Source organism: Achromobacter sp. FW305-C-13 (assembly GCF_058783475.1).
The window spans coordinates 675889-695014 of sequence record NZ_JBYSYN010000004.1; the positions used below are offsets into that span (position 1 = coordinate 675889).

The window sequence follows — 19126 nt, forward strand, 5'->3', positions numbered from 1 at the left end:
ACTCACCCAGAACTTCTCCAGACGCCCATGCTCCCCGAGCAACAAAAAAAGCTTATCTCCCTGATCCAGGCCGCCGTTGCGCAGAGCCTTCCCGACGCCCAGCCCAACGTGCTGCTGGAGCGCCCCAAGGTCGCCGCCCACGGTGACGTCGCCACCAACGTGGCCATGCAGCTGGCCAAGCCCGCCGGCCGCAACCCGCGCGAACTGGCCCAGGCCATCGTGCAGGCCCTGCTGGCCGACCCGGCCGCCCGCGATCTGGTCGAAAGCGCTGAAATCGCCGGCCCCGGATTCATTAACCTGCGCATTACCGCTGCTGCCCGCCAAGCCGTCATCGGCACCGTGGCCGAACAGGGCGCCAGCTTCGGCCGCGCCCCCCGCAGCGGCGAGAAGATCCTGGTTGAATTCGTGTCGGCCAACCCCACCGGCCCGCTGCACGTGGGCCACGCCCGCCAGGCCGCCCTGGGCGACGCCCTGTGCCGCCTGTACGACGCCAGCGGCTGGGACGTGACCCGCGAGTTCTATTACAACGACGCCGGCAACCAGATCGAAAACCTGGCCATCAGCGTGCAGGCCCGCGCCCGCGGCCTGACGACCGATTCCCCCGAATGGCCGGCTGACGGCTACAAGGGCGACTACATCGTTGATATCGCGCGCGACTTCCAGGCCGGCAAGACCCTCCAGGCCTCCGACGGCCAGCCCGTCACCGCCACCGGCAACATCGACAGCCTGGACGACATCCGCGCCTTCGCCGTGGCCTACCTGCGCCGCGAACAAGACCTGGACTTGCAGGCGTTCGGCCTGAAGTTCGACAACTACTACCTGGAAAGCTCGCTGTACACGTCGGGCCGCGTCGAGGCCACCGTCAAGGCGCTGGTCGCCGGCGGCCACACCTACGAAGAAGGCGGCGCGCTGTGGCTGCGCACCACCGAACTGGGCACGGGCGACGACAAAGACCGCGTCATGCGCAAAAGCGAAGGCGGTTACACCTACTTCGTGCCGGACGTGGCCTATCACAAGGCCAAGTGGGAACGCGGCTTCCACCGCGCCGTGAACATCCAGGGCAGCGACCACCACGGCACCGTGGCCCGCGTGCGCGCCGGCCTGCAGGCGCTGAACGAAGGCATCCCGAAGGACTACCCGTCCTACGTGCTGCACAAGATGGTCAAGGTGATGCGCGGCGGCGAAGAGGTCAAGATCTCCAAGCGCGCGGGCAGCTACGTGACCATGCGCGACCTGATCGACTGGGTGGGCCGCGACGCCGTGCGCTACTTCCTGATCCAGCGCCGCGCCGACACCGAATTCGTGTTCGACGTGGACCTGGCGCTGTCCAAGAGCGACGAGAACCCCGTCTATTACATCCAGTACGCCCACGCGCGCATCTGCACGATGATCAACAACGCCGGCATGCCGGCCGCTGACGTGGCCGCCGCCGATGCGTCGCTGCTGACCGCCCCGACCGAATTCGCGCTGATGCAGCGCCTGGCTGAATTCCCGCACGTGGTGGCCCTGGCCGCCCAGGACCTGTCGCCGCATCACATCGCTTTCTGGTTGCGCGACTGCGCCTCGGATTTCCATGCCTGGTACGCCGCCGAACGCGTGCTGATCGACGACGTGGCCGTCAAGCTGGCCCGCCTGCGCCTGGCCGCCACGACGCGCCAGGTCCTGGCCAACGGCCTTGAGCTGCTGGGCGTGTCCGCCCCCGAGCGGATGTAACATCGGTACATGGCAACCAAGCGCAAAACCACCCGCCGTTCCTCTGGCGAAAGCGGCAGCACTCTGTACGGGGCGCTCGCCGGCCTGCTTATCGGCCTGATCGTGGCCGCCGCCGTGGCGTTCTACGTCACCAAGGCCCCGGTGCCTTTCGTGGACCGCGCCAGCCGCCAGGGCGACGCGGGCAAGCTGCCTGACCCCCGCCAGGCGCCGGACCCCAACGCCGGCCTGTACGGCCGCGACGGCGCGGCGGGCGCGCCGCCCACCGGCCCGACCGCCACCGCCCCCGCGCCATTGCCCGGCGCCGGCACGGGCGGCACGCCGGCCAAGCCCGACGAAACGCCCTCCAGGCTGGACGACCTGGGTGCGCTGATCGCTACGTTGCCGTCAACCGCCAAACCGCAGGCGGCGTCCACCCCGCCCGCGCAAGTCGCCATGGCTCCCGCCCAGGCGCCCACGCCAATTTCCAAGTCCGCGCCGGCCGCCACCCCGGCCCCGTCCCCCAAAGCCGCGACCGCCACGGCGTCTGCGGCAACGGGCACGTACTACCTGCAGGCGGGCGCCTTCCGCGGCGAAAATGACGCGGAATCGCTGAAAGCCCGCATCATCCTGCTGGGGCTGCCGGTGGCAGTGCAGAAGGCCGAAGTCAACGGCAAGGCGATCAACCGGGTACGCGTCGGCCCGTTCGCCCGCCTGGACGACATGAACCGCGCCCGCGGCAGGCTGGGCGAGAACAAGATTGAAACCGCCGTGGTGCGCCAGTAAACGCGGCGCCTGCGGCTTGGCATTGAACGCTTGGCATTGAACTTATCCGGCCCCGGGCCTGTCTGTAACTTTTTACCCAGGAACCTCTCATCCATGTTGTCCACCAAGATTATCCGCATCATGGCCGCGGCCGCGCTGACCGCCACGGCGTTCTTCAGCCAGGCAAGCCACGCTCAAGGCACGCCGGCCTATGTGTCGATCAACCCGCCGTTGCCGTCGGACACCCCGGGCAAGGTGGAAGTGCTGGAATTCTTCGCCTACACCTGCCCGCATTGCGCCGCCATGGAACCCATGGTTGAAGACTGGGTGAAGACTGCCCCGTCCGACGTGGTGCTCAAGCAAGTGCCGATCGCCTTCAACGCCGGCATGAAGCCGCTGCAGCAGGTGTACTACACGTTCCTGGCCCTGGACCGCCAGGACCTGCACGCCAAGTTCTTCACCGCCATCCACGGCGAGCACAAGCGCCTGTTCGACAAGAAGTCCATGGGCGAGTGGGCCGCATCCCAAGGCGTGGACCGCGCCAAGTTCGATTCGGTGTTCGACTCGTTCACCGTGCAAACCCAGGTGCAACGCGCCACCCAGTTGGCCGAGGCCTACCGCATCGACGGCACGCCCTCGTTTGCCGTGGGCGGCAAGTTCATGACCTCGCCGGTCATGGCGGGCAACAGCTACGAAGGCGCGCTGAAGGAAGTCAACCAGTTGATCCCGATGGCGCGCAGCAAGTAATCCGCGTCCGCGAATCACGGCAAAACGCCCCGGCCTCACCGCCGGGGCGTTTTCTTTTTGGAGAAGATGTTTCAGCCGCGCCGGGCGCCAAACGCCGGCGCTACACTTTCGCCACAAAAATTCGCCGCATCGACGGCATCAAACGGGTGGAAGACAAATGAAACAGCAATTCCTGCGCAATCGCGCGGCGTTGGGCCTGGGCCTGTGCCTGGCGTTCGGCGCCGTCGCCTCGCATGCCAGCACGGCCGACGGCGTGAAGATCGGCGTCCTGACGGACATGGCGGGCGTCACCGCCGACGCCACCGGCAAGGGGTCGGTGGAAGCCGCCCGCCTGGCCATCGAAGAAATGGGGGGCACGGTGCTGGGCAAGCCCATCTCGCTGGTGTCCGGCGACCACCAGCATCGCCCCGACATCGGTAGCAGCATGGTCCGCAAGTGGTACGACACCGATGGAGTGGACGTCGTGGTGGACGTGCCCAATTCGTCCGTCGCGCTAGCGGTGCAAGGCATCGCGCGCGAAAAGAAGAAGCTGGTGCTGTTCTCCAGCCCCGGCACCACCGCGCTGTCGCAAGCGCAATGCTCGCCGTATGGCGTGCAGTGGACCTACACCACCTATGCGTTGTCGCGCGGCACGGCAACCGCCGTCGTCAAGGAAGGCAACAAGCGCTGGTTCATCCTGGCCTCCGACTACGCCTTCGGCAAGCAACTGGCGGCCGACACCGAAACCGTCGTCAAAGCCAATGGCGGCGAAGTGGTGGGCACGGTGTTCCACCCGCTCAACGCCTCTGACTTCGCCTCCTTCCTGCTTCAGGCGCAGGGCTCCAAGGCGCAGATCATCGCCATCGCGAATGCGGGCGGCGACACCATCTCGGCCATCAAGCAAGCCGCGGAATTCGGCATCGGCGGCACGCAGCAGCTGGCCGCCATGCTGCTGCTGATCACGGACGTGCACAGCCTGGGCCTGCAAGCGGCGCAGAAGACTTATCTGACCGTGCCATCGTATTGGGACATGAACGACGGCACGCGCGCCTTCACCAAGAAGTTCGAAGCGCGCGTCGGCCGCCCGCCCACCTTCCTGCAGGCGGGCGTGTATAGCTCGGTGCGGCATTACCTGCAGGCGGTGAAGGCCGCCGGCACGGCGGATTCGGATGCCGTGATGGCGAAGATGAAGTCGCTGCCCATCGACGACCCTTTCAGCCTGAACGCGCATATCCGCGAGGACGGGCTGGTGGTGCGCGACATGATGCTGGCGCAGGTGAAGACGCCCGAGCAGTCCAAGGCGCCTTGGGACTACTACAACATCGTGCGCACCATTCCCGGCGACACGCTGGCCTGGCCGCTGTCGGAAAGCCAATGCCCGCTGGTCAAGCCATGACGCCGGCCAGGCCGTCGTCCGCCTCGGAGCCCGTCGCGCTGGCGGACTTCGGCAGCTTCTACGCCGGCGGCAAGCCCGTGCGCGTGGCCGGCCTGCCGCAGCGCGACATCGCCTTCACGCAGACCGCGTCGCTGGCTTATGACCCGAACGGCCTGTACCACTTCGAACAGGCCTATGTGCAGTACTTCATTCCGGCCCGGCTCACCCATCCGCTGCCCGTCGTGCTGCTGCACGGCGGCGGCATGACGGGCGCCATGTGGGAACAGACGCCCGACGGCCGGGCAGGGTGGATGCAGCATTTCCTGCGCCAGGGCCATGCGGTGTATGTGGTGGACAACGTGGAGCGCGGCCGCGCCGGCTGGGCCCCGTTCCAGCAGGTCTGGCCCGAGTCGCCCATCATCCGCAACGCGGAAGAAAGCTGGTCGCTGTTCCGCTTCGGACGCGCCGAGGATTTCGAGGCGCGGCGCGCGTTCGCCGGGCAGCGCTTTCCCGTCGACGCGTTCGACGACTTCATCCGCCACGCGGTGCCGCGCTGGCTGGGCAACAACGATGCGGCCTTGCGGGGTTTTTGCGCCGTGCTGGATCGCGTGGGCCCGTGCCTGGTGCTGGCGCACAGCCATGGCGGCGAAGTGGCCTACCGCGCGTTGCATGCGCGGCCGGACCTGGTGCGCGGCGTGATCGGCATCGAGCCCTCGGGCTTTTCCAGCGAGGTGGTCACCGCCGCCGTGGCGGACAAGCCGTTCCTGTTCGTCTATGGCGACTATCTGGATGCCACGCCGTTGTGGCAGCGCCTGTGCGCCGCCGGCCAGGACTATGCGGATTCGCTGGCGCGCCACGGTGCGCGGGTGGACGTGTGGCGGCTGGCGGAGCAGGGCATCGCGGGCAATTCCCACATGCCGATGATGGACGACAACAGTGACGACATCGCCGCGCGCGTCGGCGCCTGGATCCGCGCCACGGCGGTCTGAGCGCACGGCGTCGCGCGCGTTGCGCGATGCCGTGCTATCAGGCTGCCATGCCGCGGGCTGCGGCGTTACTCGCGTACCGCCGCGGCTTTTTCCAGCGCCTGGGTCAGGTCGGCGATGATGTCTTCCGGCGATTCCAGACCGATGTGCAGGCGGACCAACGCGTTGTCGCCCTCGCCCCAATAGCGGTGTTTGGACAGGTCCTTGGGCGACACGAGTTGCACCAGGCTTTCGTAGCCGCCCCAGGAAAAGCCGATGCCGAACAAGGTCAGCGCGTCCACGAAGGTACGTGCCGCCGCGGGCGACAGGCCCAGTTCCACCGACAGCATGCCGTTGGAGCCGGTGCAATCGCGCTGCCACAACGCATGGCCCGGGTCCGCCGGCCAGGCCGGATGGAACAGGCGCACGGTTTCGGGACGGCTCTTGAAGAATTCGCACACCTGCAACGCGTGGCGCGCGTGCTGGGCCATGCGGATCGGCATGGTGCGCACACCGCGCAGCGCCAGCCAGGCGTCGTCGGCGCTGATGGAATAACCCATCGCGTACTGCGTGCGGTTCAGCTTCTTGGCGATTGCTTCGTCGTTGGTGACCACCGCCCCCAGCATCAGGTCGGAGTGGCCGCCCACGTACTTGGTGCCGGCGATGACCGAGACCTGCGCGCCCAGCGTCAGCGGGCGATAGATGTAGCCCGAGCCCCACGTGTTGTCGGTAGCCAGCACCAGGCCGTGGTCCTGCGCGAACGCGGCCATCGCGCCCATGTCCAGCATTTCGAACAACAGCGAACCGGGCGACTCCACATACAGCAGCTTCGTGTTGGGCTGCACCAGCGCTTCCAGGTCTTCGTCGGCCGAGAAGTAGGTGATGTCGATGTTCATGCGCTTGAGCACGGCATCGTCCAGTTCACGCATCGGGCCGTACACGCAGTCGGAGATCAGCGCGTGGTCGCCCGCCGAGCAGAGCGCCATCATGACCATCGTCATCGCCGACAGGCCCGACGAGGCCAGATAGCAATGCGTGCCGCCTTCCAGCTGCGTGAACACCTCTTCCAGCGCGGCATGGGTGTCCATGCCCATACGGCCGTAGGTGGTGGCGCGGCCGCCAGCCGCCTTGGTGCGCTGCGCCTGCTCCAGCGCGGCCAGGTTCTCGAAGCGCACTGTGCTGGCGCGCATGGGCGGCAGCGGCACCGGCGCGGTGCCGGTTTCAGGATGGAACGGGGCGGTGCCCGCGTGCTGCAAAACCGTATCGATGTGTTTGGTGGTCATCTTCAGGGGAAGTGCTTAAGAATGAACGAAGCCGGAACAAGGGCGGATAGGGTGAACCATATCAGGCGCGAGGCGGCCTGTCCCTAGGCCGTGACCCAGGCGACGGCCTCCGGCAGGTCGGCGCGGCGGGTGCGGTAGCTGTTGGCGGGATGCGAGGCGTCCGCGTAGCCAAAGGAAATGCCGCACACGACGCGGCGGTCGGCGCCGATGCCCAGCACCTCGCGCAGCACCTCGGGATACATCGCCAGCGACGCCTGGGCGACGGTGGCCACGCCGTTGGCCTGGGCCGCCAGCAGGAAGTTCGCCACATAGCCGCCGCAATCCATGGCACCGTATTCGCCCAGGGCCTCGTCGGTCGTGATGATGGCCACGTGCGGCGCGTCGAACAGCTGGAAGTTGCGCATTTCCTGACGGCGGTAGGCCTCGCGGTCGCCGCGCGCCACGCCCACGGCGCCATACAGCTGGAAGCCCGATTCGCGCCGCCGCGCCAGATACTCGTTGCGGTATTCGCGGGGGAAGGGGAAGTCCGGAATGAAGCCGGGGGTGACGCCGGCCTGCTCCGCCCGGGCCTGCAGCGCCGCGCGCAAGCGTTCGGTGCCGGCGCCTTCGGTGATCGCCACCTGCCAGGGCTGGCAGTTGCACCAGGACGCCGTGCGCTGCGCAAGCGTCAGGATGCGCTCGATCGTGGCGCGGAGCACCGGGGCGGGCAGAAAGGCGCGGCAGCTGTGGCGGGCGCGCAGCCAGGCCTCCAGCGCGGCGTCCGGGCGGGCGTCGTTATCGTCGCGGACGGGCGTGTCCGGCGTGGGGTTTGCGGCCATGGTGTGTGTCTCTCTCCGATTGTCGGCGCGAATGAGCCGGGTGGATTTTGCCCTTATGATGCCATTCTCCGGCTGACCGGAGCCTTCCCGTTCCAGGCGAAACCCATGCTGCCCTTCGATACCCTGATCGCGTTTTTTGGCATTGCCGTCCTGCTGGCCCTGACCCCGGGGCCCGACAACCTGTTCGTGCTGATGCAATCAGCCATTTGGGGACGCAAGGCGGGCATGTTGGTCGTGCTGGGGCTGTGCACCGGGCTGCTGGGCCATACGGCCGCCGTGGCGTTTGGCCTGGCGGCGGTGTTCGCCGCCTCGCCGGTGGCGTTCACGGTATTGAAGCTGGCGGGTGCCGCCTATCTGGCCTATCTGGCGTGGCAGATTTTGCGCGCGCCGGTGGAATCGGAAACCGGCAAGGCGCCCGAACCGCTCAAGCCCGGCGCCCTGTATCGCCGCGGCATCGTCATGAACCTGACCAACCCCAAGGTGCTGCTGTTCTTCTTCGCCTTCCTGCCGCAGTTCACCTCGCCGGCGCTGGGCCCGGTCGGCATCCAGACCCTGCAGCTGGGCGCGGTGTTCATGGTGTCGACCTTGCTGGTGTTCGGCGCCATCGCGTTTTTTTCGGGCGCGTTCGGCGAATTGCTGCAGCGCTCGGTGCCGGCCAAGCGCTGGCTGAACCGCATCGCCGCCCTGGTGTTCGTGGGCCTGGCCGTGCGGCTGGCGACCGCGACGCGGTAACGGGCTGCGCGCGGTCTGTGCGCAACCCGGTTTGCCCCGCGATCAGGCGGCGGTAAAGCGCACGATGCCGTCGGCGCCGGTGGCGCGCTTGAGCTTGCCTTCGAAATACAGCGCGTGCAGATGCGCCAGCGCCTCGCCCATGGCGAAGGTCAGCTGGTGCAGGTCCAGCTTGCGCTTGAACAGCACCGGCACGATGTCGGAGGTCGACTGCGGCTGCGCGGCGCACGCTTCCAGGACTTCAGCCAGACGGTCGCGGTGATGCTCGTGCTGCTGCGCGATGCGCTCGTGCAGGCCCGTGAAAGGGCGGCCATGCGAGGGCAGGACCAGGGTGTCGTCGGGCAGGCCGTCGTAGCCGTCCAGCGAACGCAGGTACAGGGGCAGCGGGTTGGCATCGGGTTCGTAGTCGAACACGCTCACGTTGGTGGAAATGCGCGGCAGCACCATGTCGCCCGAGATCAGCACGTTCAGGCCGGGCGAATGCAACGACGCGTGTTCCGGGGCATGGCCATAGCCCACGATCACGCGCCAGTCGCGCTCGCCGATGCGGATCTGGTCGCCATGCATGATGCGCGTGTAGCGCGCGGGAACGGCCGGCACCAGGTTCGGGAAATAGTTGGCGCGCTGGCGGATCTGCTCTTGCGCATCCGGGTCGGTCAACCCGTGGCGGGCGAAATGTTCGACGGCCGACTGGCCGCCGGGGCCGCCGCCGGCTTCGGTGCGGCGCGACGACCACAAGGACGCCACCATGAAGTCCGTCATGGTCATCCACAGCCGCGCATCCCAGCGTTCGCACAGCCAGTGGGCCAGGCCGATATGGTCGGGGTGCATGTGCGTGACGATCACGCGCAGCACGGGCAGGCCTTCAAGTTCATTCTTGAAGACCTCTTCCCACAGCGCCTTGACCTCGTCGCGCGAGATGCCACAGTCGACGATGGTCCAGCCGTCGCGGCCGTCGATGTTGTCGCGCAGCAGCCAGAGGTTGATATGATCCAGCGCGAACGGCAGCGGCATACGGATCCATTTGACCCCGTCCGTCACCACATGCGCATGACCGGCTTCGGGCTGGAAGTCCGCCCAGGGGTACTGCAGTTTCTGTTCGTTGGGGTTCATCGCCTCTCGCTCCACGCTTGACGTTACCGTCAAGTCATCATAATTTACGTTTACGTAAACTGCCACACGTCGCATGCCCTCGTCAACCTGGACCATCTCTGAACTCTCCCGCGAGTTCGACGTCACGCCCCGCACGATCCGCTTCTATGAAGACCAGGGGATCGTCAGCCCGGCGCGCGAGGGGCGTAACCGCATCTTCGGCCCGCGCGACCGCACGCGCCTGAAACTGGCGTTGCGCGGCAAGCGCCTGGGGCTGCAACTGTCCGAAATCCTGACCCTGATCGACATGTACGACGGTCCGGGGGACACCGAAGTCCAGCTGCGCCAATACCTGAGCGTACTGGAACAGCACCGCGCCACGCTGGAGCAGCAGCGCCGCGACATCGAAGACACCCTGCAAGAGATTGCCCAGCAAGAACGCGAATGCCGCGCGCTGCTGGCGCAGAAGCCGTAAGGCGCGGACATGGGCGCCCTGCAGACCGTCGCGCTGTTCATCCTGACCGCGCTGGCCGAAATCGTCGGCTGCTATCTCCCGTATCTGTGGCTGCGCAAGGGCCATTCCATCTGGCTGCTGGCACCCGCCGCGGCCAGCCTGGCGCTGTTCGCGTGGCTGCTGACCTTGCATCCGACCGCATCCGGCCGGGTCTACGCCGCGTATGGCGGCGTGTACATCGGCATGGCGCTGCTGTGGCTGTGGGCCGTCGACGGCGTGCGCCCCAGCGCAAGCGACTGGCTCGGCGTGGGCCTGTGCCTGGCCGGCATGCTGGTAATCATGTTCGGCCCCCGGGGCGCGTAGGATGGGTGAAGCGCGAGCGCTTCGTGGGAAGAACACAGCTGCCCAACGCGCGTAACCCATCGGGCGACGGTTATTTCTTGGCAAGATCTGCCACAACACAACCGCTGCTTGATGGGTTACGCGCGTTGGGGGTTTACGTTCTGGCGCGCAGTCTTTCGCGCTCCACCCATCCTACGGTCCGATTCCGAGCGGAACGATAGGCGGCGCGGAGCACGCGGCGCCCGCCAACCCACCCGCGAATCCCGATCACTCCGCCTTGATGTTGCCTTCCTTGATGATGCGGGCGTTGTTCGTGAACTCGGCCTGCACCTGCTTGGCGAACGCCTCGCCCGACGCCGTGCCAGGCTGCAGGTAGGACTTGGCCAACAGGTCTTGGAAGTCGGCGCTGGCAACCGCCTTGTTCAACGCGGCCAGCAGCGGCTGCGACACCGTCGGCGGCAGGTTGGCGGGCGCGAACACGCCAAAGTTGGAGTAGTACTGCGCCTGCGGCAGCTTCAGTTCGGCCATCGTGGGAACGTCCGGCCAGGCGGCCAGGCGTTGCGGGGCCATCACGGCCAGCGGCCGCAGCGCGCCACTGGCCACGTGCGGCAACACGACGTCGCTGTTGACGACAAGCAGTTCGACCACGCCGCCCAGCCCGTCGGTCAGCGCCTGGCTGTTGCCGCGGTAGGGCACGTGCAGCATCTTGGTGTTGGTCTGCGTGGTGACGGCGGCCATGCCGATGTGGGCGACGGTACCCTGGCCCGGTGTGCCGTAGCGCACGCCTTCGGGATGCGCGCGAGCATATTCGACCAGGCCGGCGAAGTCTTTCACCGGCAACGCCTTGGTCGCCACGATGGCGACCGGCGCCACGGCCACGCTGGCCACCGGCGTCAGGTCTTTCATCGGGTCGTAGTTGGTCTTGGCCAGATGCGGGAAGATCGTCAGCGGGCTGGTGGAAGCCAGCAGCAGGGTGGTGCCGTCCGGCTGCGCGCGCGCGACGAAATCCGTGCCCACGGAGGCGCCGGCGCCCGGCTTGTTTTCAACGATGACGGTGATGTTGGCTTCCTTGCGCAGCACGTCGCCCAGGCGACGCCCAATCGCGTCGGCGCTGCCGCCGGCGGTATAAGGCACAACCAGCGTCACGGGCTTGGCGGGCCAGCTTTGGGCCATGGCGCCGCTTGCCACGATTGCCAGGGCCGCCCCCGCGGCCTTGACCAGCAATGTCTTCTTTTTCATATCGTCCTAGTGATGTTGCGTAGCACTGCGTTGGGTAAAGCGTGAAACGGGAAACACATCAAGCAGGCGCGGCGGTCAGGCCGTCAGATAGCGTTGCGCCAGGCGAACCCAGTACGACGCGCCCGCCGGAATCAAAGCATCATTGAAGTCATAGCTGGCGTTGTGCAGCATGCAGGGGCCCAGGCCGTGGCCGGCCATGCGGTGCTCGCCGTCGCCGTTGCCCAGGAACACGTAGCAGCCCGGCTTTTCCTGCAACAGGAACGCGAAATCTTCCGAGGCCATCGCGGGCTCGATGGTCAGCGCGCGGTCTTCGCCGACCACGTCGCGCATGACGCCCATGCAGAACTCGGTCTCGGCCACGGTGTTGACGAGCGCCGGGTAGCGGCGTTCGAAGAACACGTCGGCCTCACAGCCGTGCGCGGCGGCGATGTTGCCGGCGATCTCTTTCATGCGGCGTTCGATCAGGTCCACCACGTCCGTGCTGTAGGCACGCACCGAACCGCCCAGCCAGGCGGTGTTCGGAATGACGTTGATGACGGTGCCGCCCGCCTGCACCTGCGTGATGGACAGCACGGCGGCGTCCAGCGGCCGCTTGCTGCGGGTCAGGATGGTCTGCAGCGACTGGCCGATGGCGAACAGCGCCGGCACGGGGTCGGCGCAATCCTGGGGCGCGGCGGCGTGGCCGCCCTTGCCCTTGACCGTGATCTTGAAGCCGTTGGCTGCCGCCATCATGGGGCCGGCGCACACGCCGAACGAGCCCGCCGGCAGGCCCGGCCAGTTGTGCATGCCGAACACGGCTTCACAGGGAAAGCGCGTGAACAGGCCGTCCTGGATCATGGCGCGTCCGCCCGCGCCGCCTTCCTCGGCCGGCTGGAAGCACAGGTACACCGTGCCGTCGAAACCGCCCGCGGTCTGCAGGTGGCGGGCCGCCGCCAGCAGCATGGCGGTGTGGCCGTCATGGCCACAGCCGTGCATCTTGCCGTCGTGGCGCGACCGGTGGTCGAACTGGTTTTCTTCCTGCATGGGCAGGGCGTCCATGTCGGCGCGCAGCATGATTGCCCGGTCCGACGTGCCGTGCTTGATCACCCCGACTACGCCGGTCTTGGCGATGCCGGTGTGCGTTTCGATGCCCCAGCTGCGCAGCGTGTCCGCCACCACCTTGGCTGTCCGGTGCTCTTCGTAGCAGAGCTCGGGATGCATGTGGATATCGCGCCGCAGCGCCACAATTTCGTCCAGATTGGATAGTTCGAGCACGGCAGACTCCGAGGCAATGACGCAGGATTTCAGGGACAGGGTCGAATAGTAATCAGCGTTGCTCGCTGGGAAACATGCAATTTCCTAGGGATAACCCGACTCCAATTTACGTTTACGTAAACGTAATATTTGCGGTGCATCATTGCGCAGCGATGCGTGATCGGCGCATGATGAGCCCTCCGATGGCGGCATCGCGCCGATGGCAGGCGCCCATAAGAATGTAAGTACCCACTATCACGGAGACATCGATGAATCTTCCCGGCCTGAACTTCGACTTGGGCGAAGACCTGGACATGCTGCGCGACGCCGTGCGCAATTTCGCGCAGGCCGAGATCGCGCCCCGCGCGGCTGAAGTCGATCGCAGCGACCAGTTCCCCATGGACCTCTGGCGCAAATTCGGCGAACTCGGCGTGCTGGGCATGACGGCCGACGAGGAATACGGCGGCGCCAACATGGGCTACCTGGCCCATATGGTGGTGATGGAAGAGATCTCGCGCGCCAGCGCCTCCGTGGGCTTGTCTTACGGCGCGCACTCCAACCTGTGCGTGAACCAGATCAACCGCAACGGCACGGCGGCCCAGAAGGCCAAGTACCTGCCCAAGCTGATTTCGGGCGAACACGTGGGCGCCTTGGCCATGAGCGAACCGGGCGCCGGTTCCGACGTCGTCAGCATGAAGCTGCGCGCCGAAAAGAAGGGCGACCGCTACGTGCTGAACGGCACCAAGATGTGGATCACCAACGGCCCGGACGCCGACACGCTGGTCGTCTACGCCAAGACCGATCCCGAAGCGCACCAGCGCGGCATCACCGCCTTCCTGGTGGAAAAGGGTTTCAAAGGCTTCTCGGTTGCGCAAAAGCTCGACAAGCTGGGCATGCGCGGCAGCCACACGGGCGAACTCGTGTTCCAGGACTGCGAGATTCCCGAAGAGAACGTGCTGGGCCAGGTCAACGGCGGCGTCCGCGTACTGATGAGCGGCCTGGACTACGAACGCGCCGTGCTGTCCGGCGGCCCGCTGGGCATCATGCAGGCGGTGATGGACGTGGTCGTCCCCTACATCCACGACCGCAAGCAGTTCGGCCAGGCCATCGGCGAATTCCAGCTGATCCAGGGCAAGGTGGCCGACCTGTACACCACGCTGCAGGCCAGCCGCGCCTTCTGCTACCAGGTGGGCAAGAACCTGGATAAATTGGGCACCGAGCACGTGCGCCAAGTCCGCAAGGACTGCGCCGCACTGATCCTGTACACGGCTGAAAAAGCCACCTGGATGGCGGGCGAAGGCGTGCAGATCCTGGGCGGCAACGGCTACATCAACGAATACCCGGTGGGCCGCCTGTGGCGCGACGCCAAGCTGTACGAGATCGGCGCCGGCACCAGCGAAATCCGCCGCATGCTGATCGGCCGCGAACTGTTCAACGAAACGGCCTGATCCGCCGTCCGGACCCCATCATGATCCGCATGTCCGATGTCCAGCATATCGAGCAGGCCCCCGCCCCGGGGCCCTCGCCGCTGGACGTCGCGCGGCTGATCCTGGCGGGGTTCGACCGCCACTACGCGCTGTTTCGCTACAGCGCGCAGCGCGCCAAGGCCCTGTTCGAATCCGGCGACTGGCACGGCATCCAGCACCTGTCGCGCGAACGCATCGAGTACTACGACATGCGGGTGCGCGAATGCGCCACCCAATTGGAAGGCGTGCTGCGCGGCCGCCCCGAGGGCGCGCTGGGCGCGGCAAGCCTCAACGGCAACGGAGGCAATGGCGCAGCGGCGCCGGCCCTGACCGACGCCCAGACGGCCTACTGGCAGCAGATCAAGCAGGAATTCGTCGGTCTGCTGGGCGACCACCGCCAGCCGGAATGCGCCGAGACCTTCTTCAATTCGGTGTCGTGCCGGCTGCTGCATCGCGACTATTTCCACAACGATTTCCTCTTCGTGCGTCCGGCGGTTGCAACCGACTACCTGGACAGCAGCACGCCGTCCTACCGCGTGTACTATCCGGCCACCGACGGCCTGGAAAAAAGCCTGATCCGCATGGTGGCAGACTTCGGCCTGGCGCTGCCGTTCGAAGACCTGCCGCGCGACACCCGGATGCTTGCGCGGGCCGCGGTCGCGCAGTTGCGCACGCTGTTGCCGCGCCACGTGGGACGGCGCATCGCCAGCGATTGCCAGATCCATGCGCTGGGCTCGCTGTTCTTTCGCAACAAGGGCGCCTACATCGTCGGCCGCCTGATCAACCAGACCACCGTCTACCCCTTCGCCGTGGCGCTCACGCGCAATCCGGCGGGGCAGGTGACGCTGGACGCGCTGCTGCTGGGCGCGGACGACCTGAGCACGCTGTTCAGCTTCACGCGCGCCTATTTCCTGGTGGACATGGAAACGCCGGCCGCCGTCGTGAACTTCCTGGCGACGCTTCTGCCGCGCAAGCCCAAGGCCGAGCTCTACACCATGATCGGCCTGCAAAAGCAGGGCAAGACGCTGTTCTATCGCGACTTCCTGCACCACCTTGCCCACTCGCGCGACGCCTTCGACATCGCGCCCGGCATCAAGGGCATGGTGATGTGCGTATTCACGTTGCCGTCCTACCCGTACGTGTTCAAGCTGATCAAGGACCGCATCGACAAAGACGGCATGGACCACGCCACCGTGCGCCGCAAATACCAGATGGTGAAGCTGCACGACCGCGTGGGCCGCATGGCCGACACCTGGGAGTATTCGCAGGTGGCGCTGCCGCGCAGCCGTTTCGCGCCCGCCTTGCTGGACGAACTACGCCGTCTGGTGCCCAGCCTGATCGAAGAATCCGGGGACACGGTCGTCATCCGCCATGTCTACATCGAACGGCGGATGACGCCGCTGAACATCTATCTGCGCCAGGCGTCCGACGCGCTGCTGGACCCCGCCGTGCGCGAGTACGGCGACGCGATCCGGCAGCTGGCCGCCGCCAATATCTTCCCCGGCGACATGCTTTACAAGAACTTCGGCGTGACGCGGTTGGGCCGGGTCGTCTTTTATGACTACGACGAAATCCAGCGCATGACCGAAATGAACTTCCGGCGCATTCCGCCGGCCCCCAACGAAGAAGCGGAAATGGCGTCCGAACCCTGGTACGCCATTGGACCGAACGACGTATTCCCCGAAGAATTCGGCCGCTTCCTGCTTGGCGACGCGCGCGTGCGCGGCGCCTTCATGCGCCACCACGCCGACCTGCTGGAACCGGATTGGTGGCAGGCCTGCCGCGCCCAGGTGGCGCAGGGCCGGATTGAAGAATTTTTCCCTTACGATACGGACAGACGCCTGCGTCCGGAACGCCCTTCGGGCAACCGCGCAGTGCCGATACCCAGACGCTGTCCCGACCCTCACAGGAGCTAGTCATGTCAGATCCCATTGTTATCGTTTCCATCGCCCGCACGCCCATGGGCGGCATGCTGGGCAGCCTGTCCGGCCTGGCCGCGCACGAGTTGGGCGCAGTCGCCATCAAGGCCGCCATCGAACGCGCTGGCATCAAGCCTGAGCAAGTCGACGAAGTCATCATGGGCAACGTGCTGCAAGCCGGCCAAGGCCAGGCGCCCGCGCGTCAAGCGGCGCTGGGCGCCGGCCTGCCGCTGGGCGTAGCGTGCACCACGATCCACAAGGTGTGCGGTTCGGGCCTGAAGGCCGCCATGTTCGGCCATGACCTGCTGGCGGCCGGCAGCGCAGAAGTCGTCGTCGCAGGCGGCCAGGAAAGCATGAGCAACGCGCCCTACCTGCTGTTGAAGGCGCGCCAGGGCTACCGTTTCGGCCACAACACCGTGTATGACCACATGGCGCTGGACGGCCTGGAAGACGCCTACGACAAGGGCAAGGCCATGGGCGTGTTCGCCGAAGACTGCGCCGCCAAGTACGAGTTCACGCGCGAGCAGCAGGATGCGTTCTCGCTGGAATCGCTGCGCCGCGCCCGCGCCGCTACCGAAGACGGCAGCTTCAAGTGGGAAATCGCCCCCGTGACGGTCGCCGGCCGCAAGGGCGACACCGTGATCGACACCGACGAAGCTCCCACCAAGGCCATGCCGGAAAAGATCCCCACGCTCAAGCCCGCGTTCAAGAAAGACGGCACCATCACCGCCGCGAACTCGTCGTCGATCTCTGACGGCGCCGCCGCCATGGTGCTGATGCGTGCCTCCACCGCCGAGAAACTCGGCGTCAAGCCGCTGGCCCGCATCGTGGCCCACAGCCAGCACTCGCAAGAGCCGGGCTGGTTCACGACCGCCCCCGTGGGCGCGTTGAAGAACCTGTTCGCCAAGACCGGCTGGAAAGCCGAGGACGTGGACCTGTACGAGATCAACGAAGCCTTCGCGGTGGTCACCATGGCCGCCATGACCGACTTCAAGCTGCCGCATGACAAGGTCAACGTCAACGGCGGCGCCACCGCCCTGGGCCACCCGATCGGCGCATCGGGCGCCCGCCTGATGGCCACGCTGGTCGGCGCGCTGCGCAAGACCGGCGGCAAGCGCGGCGTCGCCACGCTGTGCATCGGCGGCGGTGAAGCCGTCGCGATGGCGATCGAGATGGTCTGACGACACGCGGGAAGGCGGACAGGCGTCCGCCTTCCCGTGGTTTTTCGCTGCGCCTTTTCTCTCATGGCCACCGGACGCGACGGGTCGGTCGCGGGCCAGATCGGAAAAGGCGCAACGAAAACCCACATCGACAAGAATGCCCGGACCAACCGGGCAGCGAGACAACCCGCTCTACGAGCGCCTTCAAATTCCAATCAAGCAGGACGGGTGGAACCCCATGCCCATCATCGAATCCCGCATCAATCCGCGGTCGCAGGACTTCACCGACAACGCGCGTGCCATGCAGGCGCAGTTGGATGATCTGAATCAGAAGCTGGCGCAAACCGCGCTGGGCGGAAGCGAAGCCGCGCGCGCCAAGCACGTGGCGCGTGGCAAGCTGCTGCCGCGCGACCGCGTCGAGAACCTGATCGATCCGGGCACCCCGTTCCTGGAACTGTCGCCGATGGCGGCCCACGACATGTACGACGGCGACGCGCCGGGCGCAGGCGTCATCACCGGCATCGGCCGCGTGTCGGGCACTGAATGCGTCATCGTCTGCAACGACGCCACGGTCAAGGGCGGCACGTACTACCCGATGACGGTCAAGAAGCACCTGCGCGCGCAAGAGATCGCCGCGCAGAACCATCTGCCTTGCGTGTACCTGGTGGACTCGGGCGGCGCCAACCTGCCGCAGCAAGACGAAGTGTTCCCCGACCGCGAACACTTCGGCCGCATCTTCTACAACCAGGCGCAGATGTCCGCGCAGGGCATTTCGCAGATCGCCGTGGTGATGGGGTCGTGCACCGCCGGCGGCGCCTACGTGCCCGCCATGAGCGATGAATCCATCATCGTGAAGAACCAGGGCACCATCTTCCTGGGGGGCCCGCCGCTGGTGAAGGCCGCCACGGGCGAAGAAGTCAGCGCCGAAGACCTGGGCGGCGGCGACGTGCACACGCGCCTGTCTGGCGTGGTGGACCACCTGGCCGCCAACGACATGCATGCGCTGCAACTGGCGCGTAACGCCGTGGCCCGCCTGAACCGCAAGAAACCCGCGCCGCTGGCCACGATTCCCGTGCGCGAACCGCGCTTCGATCCCAGCGAGTTAAACGGCATCATCCCCGCCGATACGCGCAAGCCCTACGACGTGCGCGAGGTCATCGCGCGCATCGTGGACGGGTCCGAATTCGACGAATTCAAGGCGCGTTTCGGCCCCACGCTGGTGACCGGCTTTGCCCACATCCAGGGCATGCCTGTCGGCATCGTCGCCAACAACGGCATCCTGTTTTCCGAGTCCGCGCAAAAGGGCGCGCACTTCATCGAACTGTGCGCGCAGCGCAAGATCCCGCTGGTGTTCCTGCAAAACATCACCGGCTTCATGGTGGGCCGCAAATACGAGAACGAAGGCATCGCGCGCCACGGCGCAAAGATGGTGACGGCGGTGGCGACCGCCGCCGTGCCGAAGTTCACCGTGCTGATCGGCGGCTCGTTCGGCGCCGGCAACTACGGCATGTGCGGCCGCGCCTATTCGCCCCGCATGCTGTTCATGTGGCCCAACGCCCGCATCTCGGTGATGGGCGGCGAACAGGCCGCAAGCGTGCTGGCCACGGTCAAGCGCGATGGCATCGAAGCGCGCGGCGGGAAATGGTCGGCCGATGAAGAAGCCGCCTTCAAGGCGCCCATCCGCGAACAGTACGAACATGAGGGCCATCCTTACTACGCCACGGCGCGCCTGTGGGACGACGGCATCATCGCGCCGGCCGATACGCGCCGCGTGCTGGGCCTGGCCTTGTCGGCCGCGCTGAACGCGCCTATTGAAGACACGAAGTTCGGCGTGTTCCGGATGTAGGGCGTACGCCCTTGCCCCGCAGCAC

17 protein-coding genes are annotated in these 19126 nt (G+C 66.5%); 12 read left to right on the forward strand and 5 right to left on the reverse strand.

The window, feature by feature from the left end; genetic code table 11:
- Positions 1 to 27: 27 nt before the first annotated feature.
- From argS to AC3WMU_RS26735, 5 genes are all read left to right on the forward strand, one after another.
- Complete coding sequence (argS, locus tag AC3WMU_RS26715) at positions 28 to 1713, forward strand: arginine--tRNA ligase (protein WP_006224476.1); 1686 nt, start codon at positions 28 to 30, stop codon at positions 1711 to 1713.
- A gap of 9 nt (positions 1714 to 1722) precedes the next feature.
- Positions 1723 to 2475 (forward strand): SPOR domain-containing protein, encoded by a 753-nt coding sequence (locus AC3WMU_RS26720; protein WP_280027206.1) that lies wholly within the window; start codon positions 1723 to 1725, stop codon positions 2473 to 2475.
- Positions 2476 to 2568: 93 nt separating this feature from the next.
- Positions 2569 to 3201 carry a thiol:disulfide interchange protein DsbA/DsbL gene (locus AC3WMU_RS26725; protein ID WP_006226127.1) on the forward strand — a complete coding sequence of 211 codons (633 nt, stop codon included), beginning with the start codon at positions 2569 to 2571 and terminating at the stop codon, positions 3199 to 3201.
- A gap of 157 nt (positions 3202 to 3358) precedes the next feature.
- The gene (locus AC3WMU_RS26730; RefSeq protein ID WP_088589794.1) at positions 3359 to 4576 is read left to right on the forward strand and encodes an ABC transporter substrate-binding protein; all 1218 of its coding nucleotides are present in this window, start codon (positions 3359 to 3361) and stop codon (positions 4574 to 4576) included.
- A complete protein-coding gene (locus AC3WMU_RS26735; RefSeq protein ID WP_280027205.1) occupies positions 4555 to 5544 on the forward strand; it encodes an alpha/beta hydrolase in 990 nt (329 codons plus the stop codon). The genes AC3WMU_RS26730 and AC3WMU_RS26735 overlap by 22 nt, the downstream gene beginning before the upstream one ends.
- Positions 5545 to 5609: 65 nt before the next feature.
- On the opposite strand, the gene metC is transcribed toward AC3WMU_RS26735, so the two are convergent.
- The gene (gene metC, locus AC3WMU_RS26740; RefSeq protein ID WP_006226124.1) at positions 5610 to 6803 is read right to left on the reverse strand and encodes a cystathionine beta-lyase; all 1194 of its coding nucleotides are present in this window, start codon (positions 6801 to 6803) and stop codon (positions 5610 to 5612) included.
- A gap of 83 nt (positions 6804 to 6886) precedes the next feature.
- Positions 6887 to 7621, reverse strand: a complete 735-nt coding sequence (locus AC3WMU_RS26745; RefSeq protein WP_280027203.1) for a nitroreductase — start codon at positions 7619 to 7621, stop codon at positions 6887 to 6889.
- Positions 7622 to 7726: 105 nt separating this feature from the next.
- On the opposite strand from AC3WMU_RS26745, the gene AC3WMU_RS26750 reads away from it, so the two are divergent.
- Positions 7727 to 8353, forward strand: coding sequence for a LysE family translocator (locus tag AC3WMU_RS26750; RefSeq protein ID WP_006226122.1), 627 nt, complete (start codon positions 7727 to 7729; stop codon positions 8351 to 8353).
- 42 nt (positions 8354 to 8395) lie between these two features.
- On the opposite strand, the gene AC3WMU_RS26755 is transcribed toward AC3WMU_RS26750, so the two are convergent.
- Complete coding sequence (locus tag AC3WMU_RS26755; protein ID WP_006226121.1) at positions 8396 to 9463, reverse strand: MBL fold metallo-hydrolase; 1068 nt, start codon at positions 9461 to 9463, stop codon at positions 8396 to 8398.
- Positions 9464 to 9536: 73 nt separating this feature from the next.
- Here AC3WMU_RS26755 and AC3WMU_RS26760 point away from each other — a divergent pair, with 73 nt between their 5' ends.
- Both AC3WMU_RS26760 and AC3WMU_RS26765 read left to right on the forward strand, forming a co-directional pair.
- Positions 9537 to 9917, forward strand: a complete 381-nt coding sequence (locus AC3WMU_RS26760) for a MerR family transcriptional regulator (protein ID WP_006226120.1) — start codon at positions 9537 to 9539, stop codon at positions 9915 to 9917.
- Positions 9918 to 9926: 9 nt separating this feature from the next.
- Positions 9927 to 10259: a YnfA family protein gene (locus tag AC3WMU_RS26765; protein WP_492283195.1), complete on the forward strand. Its 333-nt coding sequence runs from the start codon at positions 9927 to 9929 to the stop codon at positions 10257 to 10259.
- 246 nt (positions 10260 to 10505) lie between these two features.
- Here AC3WMU_RS26765 and AC3WMU_RS26770 read toward each other — a convergent pair whose 3' ends face one another.
- Together AC3WMU_RS26770 and AC3WMU_RS26775 are read right to left on the reverse strand one after the other, a co-directional pair.
- Positions 10506 to 11477, reverse strand: coding sequence for a Bug family tripartite tricarboxylate transporter substrate binding protein (locus tag AC3WMU_RS26770; RefSeq protein ID WP_006226118.1), 972 nt, complete (start codon positions 11475 to 11477; stop codon positions 10506 to 10508).
- A 75-nt stretch (positions 11478 to 11552) separates the two neighbouring features.
- Positions 11553 to 12731: a M20 aminoacylase family protein gene (locus AC3WMU_RS26775; protein WP_006226117.1), complete on the reverse strand. Its 1179-nt coding sequence runs from the start codon at positions 12729 to 12731 to the stop codon at positions 11553 to 11555.
- Positions 12732 to 12979: 248 nt separating this feature from the next.
- On the opposite strand from AC3WMU_RS26775, the gene AC3WMU_RS26780 reads away from it, so the two are divergent.
- From AC3WMU_RS26780 to AC3WMU_RS26795, 4 genes are all read left to right on the forward strand, one after another.
- Positions 12980 to 14158, forward strand: coding sequence for an isovaleryl-CoA dehydrogenase (locus AC3WMU_RS26780; RefSeq protein ID WP_169272777.1), 1179 nt, complete (start codon positions 12980 to 12982; stop codon positions 14156 to 14158).
- 20 nt (positions 14159 to 14178) lie between these two features.
- Complete coding sequence (gene aceK, locus AC3WMU_RS26785) at positions 14179 to 16092, forward strand: bifunctional isocitrate dehydrogenase kinase/phosphatase (RefSeq protein ID WP_492283196.1); 1914 nt, start codon at positions 14179 to 14181, stop codon at positions 16090 to 16092.
- Between the two features lie 2 nt (positions 16093 to 16094).
- A complete protein-coding gene (locus AC3WMU_RS26790) occupies positions 16095 to 17276 on the forward strand; it encodes an acetyl-CoA C-acetyltransferase (protein ID WP_006226114.1) in 1182 nt (393 codons plus the stop codon).
- Between the two features lie 217 nt (positions 17277 to 17493).
- On the forward strand, positions 17494 to 19101 hold the full coding sequence (locus AC3WMU_RS26795; protein WP_006226113.1) for a carboxyl transferase domain-containing protein: 1608 nt from the start codon (positions 17494 to 17496) through the stop codon (positions 19099 to 19101).
- Positions 19102 to 19126 lie beyond the last annotated feature (25 nt).

Bases quoted from the DNA above. Each gene is read 5' to 3' on its own strand.
- argS (WP_006224476.1), top strand. From the start codon at position 28: ATGCTCCCCGAGCAACAAAAAAAGCTTATCTCCCTGATCCAGGCCGCC.
- AC3WMU_RS26720 (WP_280027206.1), top strand. From the start codon at position 1,723: ATGGCAACCAAGCGCAAAACCACCCGCCGTTCCTCTGGCGAAAGCGGC.
- AC3WMU_RS26725 (WP_006226127.1), top strand. From the start codon at position 2,569: ATGTTGTCCACCAAGATTATCCGCATCATGGCCGCGGCCGCGCTGACC.
- AC3WMU_RS26730 (WP_088589794.1), top strand. From the start codon at position 3,359: ATGAAACAGCAATTCCTGCGCAATCGCGCGGCGTTGGGCCTGGGCCTG.
- AC3WMU_RS26735 (WP_280027205.1), top strand. From the start codon at position 4,555: ATGCCCGCTGGTCAAGCCATGACGCCGGCCAGGCCGTCGTCCGCCTCG.
- metC (WP_006226124.1), bottom strand. From the start codon at position 6,803: ATGACCACCAAACACATCGATACGGTTTTGCAGCACGCGGGCACCGCC.
- AC3WMU_RS26745 (WP_280027203.1), bottom strand. From the start codon at position 7,621: ATGGCCGCAAACCCCACGCCGGACACGCCCGTCCGCGACGATAACGAC.
- AC3WMU_RS26750 (WP_006226122.1), top strand. From the start codon at position 7,727: ATGCTGCCCTTCGATACCCTGATCGCGTTTTTTGGCATTGCCGTCCTG.
- AC3WMU_RS26755 (WP_006226121.1), bottom strand. From the start codon at position 9,463: ATGAACCCCAACGAACAGAAACTGCAGTACCCCTGGGCGGACTTCCAG.
- AC3WMU_RS26760 (WP_006226120.1), top strand. From the start codon at position 9,537: ATGCCCTCGTCAACCTGGACCATCTCTGAACTCTCCCGCGAGTTCGAC.
- AC3WMU_RS26765 (WP_492283195.1), top strand. From the start codon at position 9,927: ATGGGCGCCCTGCAGACCGTCGCGCTGTTCATCCTGACCGCGCTGGCC.
- AC3WMU_RS26770 (WP_006226118.1), bottom strand. From the start codon at position 11,477: ATGAAAAAGAAGACATTGCTGGTCAAGGCCGCGGGGGCGGCCCTGGCA.
- AC3WMU_RS26780 (WP_169272777.1), top strand. From the start codon at position 12,980: ATGAATCTTCCCGGCCTGAACTTCGACTTGGGCGAAGACCTGGACATG.
- aceK (WP_492283196.1), top strand. From the start codon at position 14,179: ATGATCCGCATGTCCGATGTCCAGCATATCGAGCAGGCCCCCGCCCCG.
- AC3WMU_RS26790 (WP_006226114.1), top strand. From the start codon at position 16,095: ATGTCAGATCCCATTGTTATCGTTTCCATCGCCCGCACGCCCATGGGC.
- AC3WMU_RS26795 (WP_006226113.1), top strand. From the start codon at position 17,494: ATGCCCATCATCGAATCCCGCATCAATCCGCGGTCGCAGGACTTCACC.